Source organism: Ignavibacteria bacterium (assembly GCA_025612375.1).
In the GTDB taxonomy this organism is placed as follows: domain Bacteria; phylum Bacteroidota; class Ignavibacteria; order Ignavibacteriales; family SURF-24; genus JAAXKN01.
Map to the genome: position 1 here is coordinate 108706 of JAAXKN010000006.1, position 13330 is coordinate 122035.

A 13330-nucleotide genomic window follows, 5' to 3' on the forward strand; every position below is an offset into this window, starting at 1 on the left:
ATTTTCACCAATTAAATTTTATGCTTACATTGAAAAATATTCTGCAATAGGCCCTACGGCCAAGGCCGGGAAAAATGATAAAGCTGCAACTATTGCAATTACAGCAATTAGCACAATGCCGAATGTCAGGCTGTCGATTCTGAGTGTTCCGGCTGATTCGGGGATCTTCTTTTTCCTGGCCAGGAGCCCTGCAATTGCAACCGGTCCTATTATCGGTATGAAGCGTGCCAGGAGCATAACAGTGCCGCACATGATATTCCAGAAATATGTATTATCCCCCAGACCTTCGAATCCCGAGCCGTTGTTTGCTGAGGAGGAAGTAAATTCATAAAGCATCTCTGAAAAGCCATGATATCCCGGGTTAGGTGTCCAGCCTATGGATGGGTTTATTGCAGAGATATGAGCAGCAATGGCTGTTCCAACAAGGATTAACAACGGATGCAGCAGCAGCACAACAGCGGCTATTTTTACTTCTTTCGCCTCTATCTTTTTGCCCAGCAGCTCAGGAGTGCGCCCAACCATAAGTCCGGCTATAAAGACAGCAATAACCAGGTAGATAAAAAAGTTTAAGAATCCAACCCCGACGCCTCCGAATATTGAATTTATCATCATATCAATCATAAACAGCCCGCCTGAAAGCGGCATAAAACTGTCGTGCATTGAATTTACAGAACCGTTTGATGTAGAAGTTGTTGTAACTCCCCAATAAGCTGAAGCCGCAGGACCAAAGCGCACTTCCTTGCCTTCCATGTTCGATGCCTGCTGTTGTGAGATCCCAATGGCTTTTATTTTCGGGTTGCCGTCAATTTCCCACCTGACAGTAAGAATAAGAAATAAAAGCATTATTGCAGCCATTACACTAAAGAAAATATATCCCAACTTCTTTTTCTCAAGATAAAACCCGAAGGAGAAAACCAGCCCTATTGCAATAACTAATATTGAAATATTCTCAACCATATTAGTCAGGTAATTAGGATTTTCCAGCGGGTGAGCTGAATTTACTCCAAAAAATCCGCCGCCGTTTGTTCCCAACTGCTTTATAGCCACCATGCCGGCAGCAGGTCCCGTAGCAACACTTACCGTGTCACCCTGCAGTGTAATTATTTTTTGTGCACCGTTAAATGTCATTGGGGTGCCGTTTAACAATAAGATAACGGCAACAGCAACTGAAAGCGGAAGAAGTATTCTTGTGGTGCTTTTTACAACAAGGCAGTAGAAGTTTCCCAGATCACTCATTTGCCTCTGTACCAGGCCTTTAAACAACATCGCAAGAGCGGCAATACCTGTAGAGGCACTTACAAACTGCATAAACATAAGAAGAAATATCTGTGTAAAATATGACGCACCGGTTTCACCTGAATAGTGCTGAAGATTCGTATTTGAGACAAAACTTGCAGCCGTATTAAATGCAAGAGAGGCCTCCATAGCCGGAATATCCATGGGATTTAAGAAAGGATGCCTTATCAGCAAAAGTACATATGCCCATAGGAAAAAAACCACGTTTAGCAGAAGCATTGCTTTTAGACCTTCTTTCCAGTCCATAGGCTTTTCAGGATCAATTCCTGATATCCTGAAAATGAGCCTTTCGAACGGCTTTAAAAAGTCGCTCCAGACTTTCTCCCCCTTAAATACTTTTGCCATATACTTCCCTAAAGGGTAGGCAAATAGTACAGTAAGAATGAATGTTGCAGCAATTCCAAAGATCTCTGTATTCATAATAGTATATCCTTAAAATTTCTCCGGTTTTATTAAGGCATATGTTAAATATATTCCTACGGCAAAACAAAGAATCAGTAGTATTATCATTTCCCTCTCTCCCGTCAATTACATTTTGTCAAAAAAGTCAATAAACCTGATGTTTATGTAGAACAGCATTGAACCTAAAACAATCATTAGAAGACTTGTTAACATTTTATCACCTCATTATTTTTTCAGGGGATTGTCTTTTTCTCCCTCCTTTAATTATAGAAATCCAATTGCATGCCAACTAATTGACAAAAAAAAAGCCTGAATTTTCAGGCTTTCGGGCATAAATATAGGTGTACTTATATGTTTTCTGCTCTAAGGGTTGCCGAAATGGAAATCCGGCTCTCGAAATGAAAATGTTTGTTTATAAATGGATTGAATAGATAGTGTGGTCCCCTGGGAAGAGGAGCAAAAGCAATTGCCTGCTTTATAGCCCGTACTGCTGGAGTTTTCTATAGAGGGTTGTCAGACCAATGCCTAGCGTTTCAGCGGCTTTCTGCTTGTTTCCGCCGGCCTGGCTTAAGGCATCCAGTATGTGCTGCTTTTCAAATTCATCAAGTGTCCGGCCCGCTTCCTTGCCTGCCCGGGAGGGGGTGCTGAATATAACTTCCCTTGGGAGATAAGAGGCTTTCAGCCTGCCCTCTTCGCTTATAATAACCGCACGCTCAACTATATTCCTCAGCTCCCTTATATTCCCGGGGAAGTCATACTGCCTGAGCTTCTCTATAAATTCAGGCTCAACTTCACTTACCGTTTTATTAAGCCTGGCACTGAAATACTTAATGAATGAGTTTATGAGGGGGACAATATCCTCCCTTCTGTCCCTCAAGGAAGGGATTTCCAGCTTTACCACGCTCAGCCTGTAGTAAAGGTCCTTTCTGAAACTTCCTTTTGAAACCTCTTCCTCAATATTCCTGTTTGTGGCAGCAATAATCCTTACATCCACATTCGTCGTCTTTGTATCACCCTGCTTTATGAAGGCATTAGTCTCCAGGACTCTTAAGAGTTTTGCCTGAAGCGAGACGTCCAGCTCTCCAATCTCGTCTAAAAGGAGCGTCCCTTTGTCCGCTTCCTCAAACAAGCCTTTTTTGTTCCTTACAGCTCCCGTAAAGGCACCTGCCTTATAGCCGAACATTTCAGACTCCAGGAGCTCCTTCGAAAATGAGCTGCAGTTGACGGCTATAAAGTGCTCATCTTTTCTTGGGCTGGCACTGTGGATTGCCTGTGCAAAAACTTCCTTGCCTGAACCGGTCTCTCCCATTAAAAGAACGGGCGCGTCAGTCTCAGCAATTTTCTTTGCAAATGAAACCGTATCCTTCATCATGTCCGAACACGCAATTACATTCTCAAAACCGTACTTCTCACTGATCCTTTTTTCAAGCTGCGTAATTTTTGTCTTAAGATTTACCTTTTCAACCGCCTTTTCAACCAGTGAAATGAGCCTGTTGTCCTCATCACCTTTTGTTATATAATCAAAGGCGCCCGACTGGATTGACCTTACCCCGTCTTTAATCGTTCCGTATGCAGTAATAACAATTATCTCGCAGAGGCTATTAATTGCCTTTATCTTTGGAATGAGGTCTATACCGTTGGCGTCCGGCAGTCTCACGTCGCTGATTACGGCATGCACATCCTCTCTTGAGAGAATTGAGAGCCCCTCTTCTGCAGTTCCGCTTTCAAAAACCCTGAAGCCTTCAAGCTCAAGCATCTGCCTTATAAGACCCCTTAAAGATTCCTCATCGTCAATAACCAGTATATTTGCCTTTTCCATAACCCCTTTTAAGTTTTACACCGTAATGTAATATTTTATTCCATAACTTAAACTATTTCCTTGATTTTTTCCCTGACTGAGTATTCAATCACAAAGTTAAACTTCGGGAATTTCCTGGGCAGATTGATTATGTTATAGATCATTACACCGATCGACATCCTGTCTAGCCAGGACGACAACGGCCAGCCGAAATGAATGTGCAGGCGCTTGTCCGGCGGCAACTCATAATCCAGAGTCTTAAGAAGCGCAATGATCATTCCGAAAAGATTCGTCTTTCTCTGAATTGACATCCAGAAATGATTCGGGCTTAAATTGTGAGGAGCCTCCTTTCTAGGGGAATAAAAACTCACATAAAGTGAATTTCCATCTTTATTCTTTTCACTCTCCGTAGGACGCCTGAAATAAAGGTGGACATCATCTTCCGGAACGTCAAGTATGGCGAAAAGAAGATCCATAGGGGTTCTTGTAGCCCTCCTGACAGGAATCTCAGGTGCACGGAACTTGGCTATTTTAAGGCCTGCAATGAGGAATGTAACCGTAATTATGAACCAGAGCAGTGTGCCGAAGGGCCGGTGGATAATAATGTAGGTAAACGTGCTCAAAAGGATGATAAAAAGAAGAAGCGTCCCCAGCCTTGAAGTGTGGTATGTAATCTCTTTAGTCCCTTTTGAATACCTGTATATGAGGAGTGAACCTGTATTTATGCAGAAGCTGGCAACAAGCCCTACGGCATACATCTCGGCCAGCATTGCCTGGCTGCCGCTGGTAATTAAAAGTATTACGGTATAGAAAATACCATTAATAATATGTATTCTGTAGAGTGACTGTTTTTTATTGAGCTGTATGAGCCACTGGTAGTTGTACCTCTCTCCAACCTTTTCAATGAGCTCTGCCGAGGCAACCATGGCCGTATTGACCGCCATGATAAGCGTAATGCTCGCAAGTACGGCAACAACAATTCCAAAGATCTCTCCGTTTACGCTTGCGGCAAAGGCCGGTATGAGGTCAGTTTCATGCTTACTGATATCAACATTTGATGAAAGTGCAAAAAGAGCAATAAGAGGGGTAACTATACCTACTGTTACCGCCAGGAAAAGGTAGGCTCGTCTGATCTCTTTCCAGCTTTTTACAAGAGAAGCCGTCTGAAGAACCGACTCAATTCCTGAATAAGCCAGAATACAGCTCCCGATGCCGATAATTATATTCTGATAAGACCCAAATATGGACCCGTGGCTTATGTCCCCCCAGAAGCCCTTAAAACTCTCCCCAAGTTGTCCAACGGTACCCGGGTGCATATTAGCTGCCCCGCCGATAATGAGATTTACCAGCACGAATGCTGCAAAGACAAATATCAGAAATGTAAACTTTGCATTCTCCTTTATTCCCACAATGTTAAGCCCTGTTATGGCCCATATGACGCCGAACTTCAGTATAAATCTTATCTCAGGCCCCATGGCAAGAAAAGACGTGCCGTTTTCCACGGCGCTTACGGTGGAGATTGTTGCCGTCAGGACATAATCAACTATGATCGAAGAGATTGCTATAAATGAAAAGCTTGGCCCCAGAACGAGGTAGGAAAAAGAATAAACTCCGCCCCCCTTAATATTATTTACTTCAAGTATCTCCGCAATCTCAACCATCCTGGTTGAAAGAAACCTTATGAGAATAGAAGTAAGAGCAATATAAACAATTGCCTTCAGCCCGATGAACCTGTAAGCCTCAAAAGGGGCATAGTAGATTGACGTCAGCTCATCCATGAGAGTGATTATACCTACTGCAATCCACGTCAGAAACCACCTGCCGTTAAACAGGTACGAAAGGTAGTCTTTCTTCGTCATGAGCTTAACAAAACCCGCAACGAGAAGAATATTTATAATAATGTATAGAACAGTTGTCATATTAAGTTTGCCTGGGAAATGGTTATGTTAGAATTAACCTGTTATTACAGGTATTGGCAATGTATAAAGCTGCTAAATAAGTGCCAGAGTTTCAATGCCTAATTCTGCCTGTTTTCAGCCCCAAAAGGACATTTTCATCCTTTCAATAAAAGCAGGATTTCCAAAATGGAAATGACGGTTTTCAAAATGAAAAGCCGCAGGCGGATGCCCGAACACGGTAGTGTAATTTTATTGCCACTTGAAATTTTTCATATTTCTTGAAAAATTGGCTGTGCGGCAGGCATTGCAAATAAATGGTTTTGCTGCAGGTTCAAATAAACTTAATATTTCCTTTTGAAAGGAGGATAATATGAAAGCAGGCAAAGTTGTAGAAGAATTTTTGACGGCAATTGAAAACAATGACTTTACGAAAGCTGATAATTTTCTCTCAAAAGATTTCAAGGTGGTTGGCGTCGGTCCCGATCCGCTGGGCAGCTACGAATTCCTTGGCTTACATCGTGCTTTTAATAAAGGAATGCCTGACTTCCGCTTTAATTACAGGATTACCGAGGACAAGGGTGACCGCGTGTTTGTGAAAGTAAAACTTACAGGTACGCATACAAACACCCTACCTTCGCCAATCCCGGGAATCAAGGACATTCCGGCAACAAATAAAACCGTGAAAATGCCCGAAGAGCCGCTTGAAGTTACGGTTAAAGACAATAAGATAACAAAGCTGAAACTTACCCATGTTGAAGGCGGCGGGCTTCCCGGAGTCTTAAAACAGCTGGGCGTTGAAATGCCGGTTGCAATACCTCATTAATTAATATCAAATTGCAAAAATTTGCTCCCTGCCTGATTTAGTCACCAGCCTTCAGGCAGGGATTTTTTCCGCCCTTAAGGCTTTACATTCCGGAACTTTCAAATAGTATGGAATAAAACTTAACAATTAATTAACACCTAATGTCACTGTGATTTGTTATTTTTAAGTTATGATATTGCTGCAATACTGAAATTTTGCTTACATTGTATGCACAATGTGGTCACTGGTCTTAAGCATACTGGCTAAACCCTATTAGTACAGCTAATTATTAATTATTATTCGAGAGAAGAACTATGCAGGAAAACTTCGTAAAAGAAACAGAGAGCTTAAAAGAAAACCTCATTAAAATGGCATCGCTCGTCGATGAACAGGTAGGACGCGCAGCCAAGGCTCTTGAAACCGGAGACATTGAACTCTGCAAAGGCATGAAAGCCAGGGATAATGAAGTAGATGCCTACGACAACCTGATAAATACACAGTGCGAAAATATACTCGCCCTTTTCCAGCCCGTTGCAAGCGACCTGAGATTCATTCTCTCGGCACTTATGATCAATAACCAGCTGGAGCGCTGCGGCGACATTGCGGTTAATATTGCTCAGCGCGTAAAGAAGACCAAAGGCTTTCACGACCTCATTATTGAATCTAAAATTGTGGAAATGGGTGCCCAGGCCAGAAAAATGGTGCAGGATGCCATAGACTCATTTATTAACAGAAGCACTGAACGCGCCCGCCAGGTGCTGGATTCAGATGACGTTGTAGACAAGCTCAATAAAGAAACTTTTAAGTTCCTTGTAGCCAAAATGCAGGCGGACCCCTCGCTTATTGAACCTGCAAGCCACCTGATCGTCTTATCGCGGCATGTTGAACGCCTTGCCGACCACGCCACAAATATTGCCGAAGACCTGGTCTTCTACGTGGATGCAGAGTTTATTACACACAAAAAGAAACTTGATAAAGGCGGCGAGCCGGTAGAATAGTTAGTCGAATAGTTAAAAGAAGATTTTTTTGAAGCAGGGTAGAGAAGTTTTCTTCTCTTACCCTGCTTTTTTATGGCTGGACGTGATCAGCCATACTTTCCTGAAATATATTCTTCCGTCAGTTTGTCCTTGGGCTTTGTAAATATTGCCTTCGTATTGTTAAACTCTATCATTTTCCCCAGGAGCATATAACCCGTATATTCCGAAACGCGGGCTGCCTGCTGCATGTTGTGTGTTACAATTACAATGGTGTAATTCTTCACCAGATCAAGCATCAGTTCTTCAACCTTCATTGTCGCAATCGGGTCCAGAGCCGAGCACGGCTCATCCATCAGAATCACTTCAGGCTCCACTGCAAGCAGCCTTGCTATGCAGAGCCTCTGCTGCTGGTCCAGCGGGAGTTCAAGCGCCGGATGGTCAAGCTTATCCTTCACATAATCCCACATCCATGCGCCCTTAAGGCTTCTTTCGGCGGCTTCATCCAGAATCTTTCTGTTCCTGACACCTGCCACCTTAAGCCCGTAGGTAACGTTCTCATAGATTGAAAGAGGAAAAGGGTTTGGCCTCTGAAAAACCATCCCCACGCGTTTTCTTAAGTCGGTTACTTGCATCTCCTGGCTGTAAACGTCCATGTCATCCAATGTTATGCTGCCTGTTACTTTTGTGCCCGGTATTAAATCATTCATGCGGTTAAGGCACCTGAGGAGAGTGGACTTACCGCAGCCCGACGGTCCGATTAAAGCCGTAATTTTATTTCTTTCTACCGGCATGGAAACTGATTTCAGCGCCTGAAACCTTGTGTAAAACAGGTCCAGATTTGAAACCTCCATTTTATTTTTTATGTCAGTTATTAAGTTTTCCATCAGCCGAATCTTCCTGTAATATAATCATGAGTTTCCTGTTTTTTAGGGGCAGTAAATATCTGCCTTGTAAGCCCCATTTCTATCATTTCCCCCATAAGGAAATATGCCGTCTTGTCTGCCACGCGGGCAGCCTGTTTTGTATTATTTGTCACTAGTATAATTGTGTATTCTTTTTTAAGCACCGTAAGAGCGTCTTCTATCTTTGCCGTTGAAATTGGGTCCAGCCCCGAGCACGGCTCATCTAAAAGAATAACCTCGGGCTTCATTGCAAGCACGCGCGCCAGGCAGAGTCTCTGCTGCTGGCCACCGGAAAGCCTGAGACCCGAGAGCTTCAGGCGGTCCTTGACCTCATCCCATATAAAAGCCGCACTGAGGCTTTTTTCCACCAGTTCGTCAAGCTGTGCTTTGCTGCTTATGCCCGAGAGCCTCGGCCCGTAGACAACGTTTTCATAAATGCTCATGGGAAGAGGAACGGGCATTGCAAAAACCATCCCCACTTTCTTTCTTAACGTAACCACGTCAACTTCAGCATTATAAATGTTCTGCCCGTCCATCAGGATTTCACCTTCAGTCCTGCTGCCCGTTTCAAGTTCATTCATCCTGTTTAATGACCGGAGGAATGTGGTTTTTCCGGAACCCGCGGGCCCTATAACGCCAAGTATCTCCCGGTCGGTAATATCCATATTGATGCTCTTTAAGACCGGGTGACTGTTATTAAAAAAGCTGAAGTTCTTTATCTGAAATTTTGTACTCATTAAAATTATCCTCTCCTTGCGATAAAACGGTTCATTACCCAGTATGCTGTAAGGTTAACAATCAGAACCGCAATGATCAGTGTAGCGGCAGTCCCGTAGGCGTTCTCCTGCGATATGCCCTCACGTGCAAGGAGATAGAAATGAACCGCCATTGTTCTTACTGAATCAAATGCCGTCGTCGGGATCCTTAAGGACGATCCCGCCGTAAAAATTACGGCTGCAGTCTCCCCAATTGAACGCCCTATTGAAAGCATAACGCCTGTTACAATTCCAGGTAAGGCGTTCGGAAGAATTACTTTCCTTACAGTCTGCCAGCCCGAGGCCCCGAGCGAAAAGCTGACCTCACGGTAGACCTTGGGCACCGCACGAATGGCTTCTTCTGAAGTACGTATAATCGTAGGAAGCACCATTACGGCAAGCGTCAGGCTACCGGCTAAGATGGACCACCCCATCTGAAGCGTTATAACAAAAAATATGTAGCCGAACAGCCCGAATATGATTGAAGGAATCCCGGCCAGGCAGTCCGTTCCAAACCTGATGATTTTTGTAAGAAGCGTCTCTTTTGTGTACTCACTTAAATATACAGATGTAAACACCCCAAGAGGGGTTGCAATAAGCAGTGCAACAAAAGTTAGAACTACTGTCCCTATGATAGTCGGGAAAATCCCTCCCGAGCGCCCCATTTCCTGCGGGTTACTTGTAAGAAACTGAAGATTGATTACTGGGAGGCCTTTTTCAAGTATGAAAAATATTATAAAAACCAGTATCAACAGTACCAGGGCTGTTGCCCCGCCCAGTATGACAACGGCTGCTTTCTGTGTATGACGCGGATTTATTCTCATCTTTTCCCATTCCTTTTTCTGAGTGCAACGCTGGCAATTGAGTTAAGAATGATTATGCCTGTAAAGAGCACTACACCCGTTGCAAAAAGCGCCTGGCGGTGCATCCCTGTGGCATAACTCATCTCGAGGGCGATGTTTGCCGTAAGTGTCCTTACCGAGTCTGTTGCCGAGTGAGGTATATTAACCGAGTTTCCGGCAACCATAATGACAGCCATTGTTTCCCCGACAGCACGGCCAAGGCCAAGAATAATGCTTGCTATTATTCCCGACTTTGAGGCTTTAATTGTAACCATGTTAATTGTCTGCCACGTTGTGGCCCCAAGCGCAAGCGAGCCCTCACGGTAGCTCCTTGGAACAGCCATTATTGAATCGATGCTTATGCTTATTACTGTCGGCAGTATCATAATGCCAAGTATAATTGATCCCGCCAGAAGTGAGAGCCCCGGCCCCCCGAAGTAGCTCCTTATAAAGGGTGCCAGCACCACTACTCCAATAAAGCCGTAAACAACGGACGGGATTGCAGCCAGTAGCTCAATTGTGGGCTTTACCGCCTTCATCAATGGCCTTGGAGCATACTCTGCTAAAAAGAGCGCCACTGCAACGCCCAGAGGGGCCCCTATGATCATTGCACCAAATGTTACCCAGAGCGAGGCGGCTATCATTGGAAATATGCCGAACTTCCCTGCCTGGGGGTCCCACTCAGAAGACAAAAGAAAGTTACCTGCCCCGTACTTGAAAATAAACGGGAGCCCTTCATTTATAATAAAGAGTGTTATCAGAAGCAGTGCCGAGATAGCAGAGAATGCTACCGCCATTAAAATCCGCTTTACACCCTTTTCACCAACAAGTTTCATTAAAATTCCTGGAATCTGTTTTTAACCGTTTTAACAATTTCTGTTCTTCTTCTTAAGACTTTGCAGGTAAAAGCCCGTTATCTTTTATTGTCTTCTGCCCTTCCGGAGAAAGTATATAGTCTATGAAATTCTTTATTTCTCCCTTCGGCTCTCCCTTTACAAGAAGGAATATCGGCCTTGAGAGTTTATAGCTTCCGCCAACAATGTTATCAACCGTGGGCTGTATGCCGTCTAATGTAAGTGGCTTAACCTTCTCGTTTACAAGTCCGTGTGAAAGATAGCTGATGGAATTCGGATCATTTGATACGGTCTCGCGTATTGTGCCGTTTGAGTCCTGTATGAGGGCGTCTTTTTTAAGCTGAATGTTTCCGATGATCTTTTCAAAAGATGATCTCGTGCCTGAACCGGCTTCTCTTGAGACCACGGTAATCGGAGCGTCCTGGCCGCCGACTTCCTTCCAGTTAGTGATCTTGCCGTTAAATATGTCGCGCACCTGGTCTGTTGTAAGATTTGTAATGGGGTTCTTTGGATTTACAACAATTGCAACCCCGTCCCTTGCAACTATAACCGAGGTCAGCCCTTTGGCCTCATCCGGCAGCTGAACCAGGTCAGCCATTCCCACCTGTGCGGCACCGGAGTTTGCGGACTGGATACCAACGGCTGAGCCGCCACCCTGGACAGTTATGTTTACGTTATTATGCGACTGCATGTACTGTTCTGCCAGTTTCTCGGCAAATGGCTGGAAGGCTGTAGACCCTGCCAGTGTAACGGAAGTTTTGGATCTTCCGCATCCGAAGACCATAAGAGCTGCCAGAACGGCTATTGAGGCTAAAACTGATTTTTTTGACATTTGAATACTCCTGTTGTTTTCAATATTGCTATATCTTTAGATTTCTTTTTCAGTTATTTGTATTTTTACCCGGGTCAGGCCTAATTAATATTTCTATAGTAAAATTAAAAAAATTGAGGTTCGTTTTATATAGGCCTAAGCAAACTTAACAATTTGTTAATATAGGCTATGAAGAGAAATATGGATTTCTGCTGGCTTTCAGAATGCTGATTTTATGGCTTTTTGAAGGAGTTATCACGCTCCCGGCGGTTCATTTTGGCTTCAAGCAGCCTTTTCATGGCTTCTAATGCGGTAGCCCACACCCTTAACTGTTTCTATCATTTCTGCATGAGGACCAAGTTTCTCGCGTATTTTCCTTATATGCACGTCTATTGTCCTTTCCGTTATATAGGAGTCCTCTCCCCATATCTCATTTAATATTGTTTCACGTGTCATAACCCTGCCGGGCTTCATTGCTATGCAGGAAAGGATTTCAAACTCTTTTTTAAGGAAATGGGCATTTACGCCGTCAACACGGACTTCAAACTTCTCCCTGTCTATTTCCAGCGGGCCCAGTATTAAAACGGATGTCGTCCCGTTTTCCCCGCGGGAAAGTTTTTCTATCCATCTGAGGTTTGCCCTGATACGGGCAATAAGTTTTTTCGGGGAAATCGGTTTAGCCACAAAATCATCGGCTCCCATTTCAAGTCCCATAACCTCGTCAGACTCGGCGGACTTCGCAGTAAGAAATATCAGTGGGATGCGGCAGGTGTTTTTATCTTCACGAATTCTCCTGCAGGCCTCATAGCCGTCCATCTCCGGCATCATTACGTCCATTATTATCATGTCGGGCTTTTCCGTCAATCTTTCAAGTGCCTCGCGGCCGTTATTGGCACAGATCACCTGAAAACCCTCGCGCTCAATATTGTACTTTAATAATTCTACAATATCCTTTTCATCATCAACGATCAAGATTTTACCTTTCATATTTTCCTGTCTTTCGCCAGGTGATCTAAAAACAAACCACCTGCATTTGGGGATAGCTCTCACGAAGCTTTAACTCTTTTTTATCCGGCAGTACTACGTTTTCTGTCATAATGGAAGCGCCATCTACGGTTATTGAATTATAACTGATCCTCTCAGGAAACCCGGGACGGAAAGTCTCACCCGCATTCAGGCATCTTATTCCCTTCTTTGAGTATTCAACAGATTCATGCACATGCCCGTGAAGGGCAAGTTTTACATTGCCGCTTTGCAGGAACTTCAAAAACTTTTTCCTTCCCCTCAGCTTCATCGCCTCATTTTCAATCCGTGCCCAGATACTGCTTTCGTTGCTGAAAGAAAAAAACGGCACTTTGTAAAAATGATGATGTACCAGTGCTACTGCCGTTTTATCCATATATTTTCCGGAACTGAATATTTCCCTGAGGCCATCGTACTGGCTTTCGGATATTTTCCCTTTTGAGGCAAAAAGATTTTTCATCTTCGAGTATTCGCTGATCGAGTTGATTCCCAGCAGGACAACTTCACCCAGGTCCTTGGCATATGGGAAGAAATCATCTCCCGGTGCATATATCCTCTCAAACGCCTCGCGGAAGTATACTTCAAATTCCCTCAATTTCATTTTATAGTTGGTCCTGCTGCACTTTTCCGGAAATCCGATTATGTCCTCGGCAAACTGTATCCCGCCGTATATGTCGTGATTTCCAATTACAACGGAAAGCTTATTTGTATCCAGAAGATTGAACTCTTCCAAAAGCTTCCTTATCAGCCTGAATTCTTTTTCATTACCGTTCTCGGTAATGTCCCCGGTAATTACTACGTGATCATAATTATTGTTTATTATGTGTTCCAAAAGTCTGCGTGCATTTTTTATATTACTGAAGTTCCGCCTGGTGCAGACATGTAAGTCTGAGATATGAGCTATTTTCATTTATTCCTTTTTTTTGTTTTTAACCAAAATAATGTTCCAATGTTAACTAATTGTGAATTT

At 43.7% G+C, this 13330-nt stretch carries 13 protein-coding genes; 2 read left to right on the plus strand and 11 right to left on the minus strand.

What is annotated here, in order from left to right; all coding sequences use genetic code 11:
* Nucleotides 1–24: 24 nt before the first annotated feature.
* From kdpA to HF312_06340, 4 genes are all read right to left on the minus strand, one after another.
* Nucleotides 25–1716: a potassium-transporting ATPase subunit A gene (kdpA, locus tag HF312_06325; GenBank protein MCU7519817.1), complete on the minus strand. Its 1692-nt coding sequence runs from the start codon at nt 1714–1716 to the stop codon at nt 25–27.
* 12 nt (nt 1717–1728) lie between these two features.
* Complete coding sequence (kdpF, locus tag HF312_06330) at nt 1729–1824, minus strand: K(+)-transporting ATPase subunit F (GenBank protein ID MCU7519818.1); 96 nt, start codon at nt 1822–1824, stop codon at nt 1729–1731.
* Nucleotides 1825–2173: 349 nt separating this feature from the next.
* A complete protein-coding gene (locus HF312_06335; protein MCU7519819.1) occupies nt 2174–3517 on the minus strand; it encodes a sigma-54-dependent Fis family transcriptional regulator in 1344 nt (447 codons plus the stop codon).
* Nucleotides 3518–3564: 47 nt separating this feature from the next.
* On the minus strand, nt 3565–5415 hold the full coding sequence (locus HF312_06340) for an APC family permease (GenBank protein MCU7519820.1): 1851 nt from the start codon (nt 5413–5415) through the stop codon (nt 3565–3567).
* 349 nt (nt 5416–5764) lie between these two features.
* Here HF312_06340 and HF312_06345 point away from each other — a divergent pair, with 349 nt between their 5' ends.
* Entirely contained in the window at nt 5765–6217 is a 453-nt protein-coding gene (locus HF312_06345) for an ester cyclase (protein MCU7519821.1), read from the plus strand.
* 293 nt (nt 6218–6510) lie between these two features.
* Nucleotides 6511–7194 carry a phosphate signaling complex protein PhoU gene (gene phoU / locus HF312_06350; protein ID MCU7519822.1) on the plus strand — a complete coding sequence of 228 codons (684 nt, stop codon included), beginning with the start codon at nt 6511–6513 and terminating at the stop codon, nt 7192–7194.
* 86 nt (nt 7195–7280) lie between these two features.
* Here the strand turns inward: phoU and pstB (HF312_06355) are convergent, their stop codons facing one another.
* The 7 genes from pstB (HF312_06355) to HF312_06385 form a co-directional block, all read right to left on the minus strand.
* Nucleotides 7281–8057 carry a phosphate ABC transporter ATP-binding protein gene (gene pstB, locus HF312_06355; protein ID MCU7519823.1) on the minus strand — a complete coding sequence of 259 codons (777 nt, stop codon included), beginning with the start codon at nt 8055–8057 and terminating at the stop codon, nt 7281–7283.
* The gene (gene pstB, locus HF312_06360) at nt 8057–8812 is read right to left on the minus strand and encodes a phosphate ABC transporter ATP-binding protein (protein MCU7519824.1); all 756 of its coding nucleotides are present in this window, start codon (nt 8810–8812) and stop codon (nt 8057–8059) included. The genes pstB (HF312_06355) and pstB (HF312_06360) overlap by 1 nt, the downstream gene beginning before the upstream one ends.
* Nucleotides 8813–8817: 5 nt before the next feature.
* Nucleotides 8818–9654: a phosphate ABC transporter permease PstA gene (gene pstA / locus HF312_06365; GenBank protein ID MCU7519825.1), complete on the minus strand. Its 837-nt coding sequence runs from the start codon at nt 9652–9654 to the stop codon at nt 8818–8820.
* Nucleotides 9651–10508: a phosphate ABC transporter permease subunit PstC gene (gene pstC, locus HF312_06370; GenBank protein MCU7519826.1), complete on the minus strand. Its 858-nt coding sequence runs from the start codon at nt 10506–10508 to the stop codon at nt 9651–9653. The genes pstA and pstC overlap by 4 nt, the downstream gene beginning before the upstream one ends.
* Nucleotides 10509–10560: 52 nt before the next feature.
* Nucleotides 10561–11358 (minus strand): phosphate ABC transporter substrate-binding protein, encoded by a 798-nt coding sequence (locus tag HF312_06375; GenBank protein MCU7519827.1) that lies wholly within the window; start codon nt 11356–11358, stop codon nt 10561–10563.
* A gap of 261 nt (nt 11359–11619) precedes the next feature.
* Nucleotides 11620–12324, minus strand: a complete 705-nt coding sequence (locus HF312_06380) for a response regulator transcription factor (protein ID MCU7519828.1) — start codon at nt 12322–12324, stop codon at nt 11620–11622.
* 25 nt (nt 12325–12349) lie between these two features.
* Nucleotides 12350–13270, minus strand: a complete 921-nt coding sequence (locus HF312_06385) for a metallophosphoesterase (GenBank protein MCU7519829.1) — start codon at nt 13268–13270, stop codon at nt 12350–12352.
* Nucleotides 13271–13330: the final 60 nt, after the last annotated feature.

What these genes read in the sequence shown, in the direction of transcription:
- kdpA (MCU7519817.1), bottom strand. Translation starts at nt 1,716, where the DNA reads ATGAATACAGAGATCTTTGGAATTGCTGCAACATTCATTCTTACTGTA.
- HF312_06335 (MCU7519819.1), bottom strand. Translation starts at nt 3,517, where the DNA reads ATGGAAAAGGCAAATATACTGGTTATTGACGATGAGGAATCTTTAAGG.
- HF312_06340 (MCU7519820.1), bottom strand. Translation starts at nt 5,415, where the DNA reads ATGACAACTGTTCTATACATTATTATAAATATTCTTCTCGTTGCGGGT.
- HF312_06345 (MCU7519821.1), top strand. Translation starts at nt 5,765, where the DNA reads ATGAAAGCAGGCAAAGTTGTAGAAGAATTTTTGACGGCAATTGAAAAC.
- phoU (MCU7519822.1), top strand. Translation starts at nt 6,511, where the DNA reads ATGCAGGAAAACTTCGTAAAAGAAACAGAGAGCTTAAAAGAAAACCTC.
- pstB (MCU7519823.1), bottom strand. Translation starts at nt 8,057, where the DNA reads ATGGAAAACTTAATAACTGACATAAAAAATAAAATGGAGGTTTCAAAT.
- pstB (MCU7519824.1), bottom strand. Translation starts at nt 8,812, where the DNA reads ATGAGTACAAAATTTCAGATAAAGAACTTCAGCTTTTTTAATAACAGT.
- pstA (MCU7519825.1), bottom strand. Translation starts at nt 9,654, where the DNA reads ATGAGAATAAATCCGCGTCATACACAGAAAGCAGCCGTTGTCATACTG.
- pstC (MCU7519826.1), bottom strand. Translation starts at nt 10,508, where the DNA reads ATGAAACTTGTTGGTGAAAAGGGTGTAAAGCGGATTTTAATGGCGGTA.
- HF312_06375 (MCU7519827.1), bottom strand. Translation starts at nt 11,358, where the DNA reads ATGTCAAAAAAATCAGTTTTAGCCTCAATAGCCGTTCTGGCAGCTCTT.
- HF312_06380 (MCU7519828.1), bottom strand. Translation starts at nt 12,324, where the DNA reads ATGAAAGGTAAAATCTTGATCGTTGATGATGAAAAGGATATTGTAGAA.
- HF312_06385 (MCU7519829.1), bottom strand. Translation starts at nt 13,270, where the DNA reads ATGAAAATAGCTCATATCTCAGACTTACATGTCTGCACCAGGCGGAAC.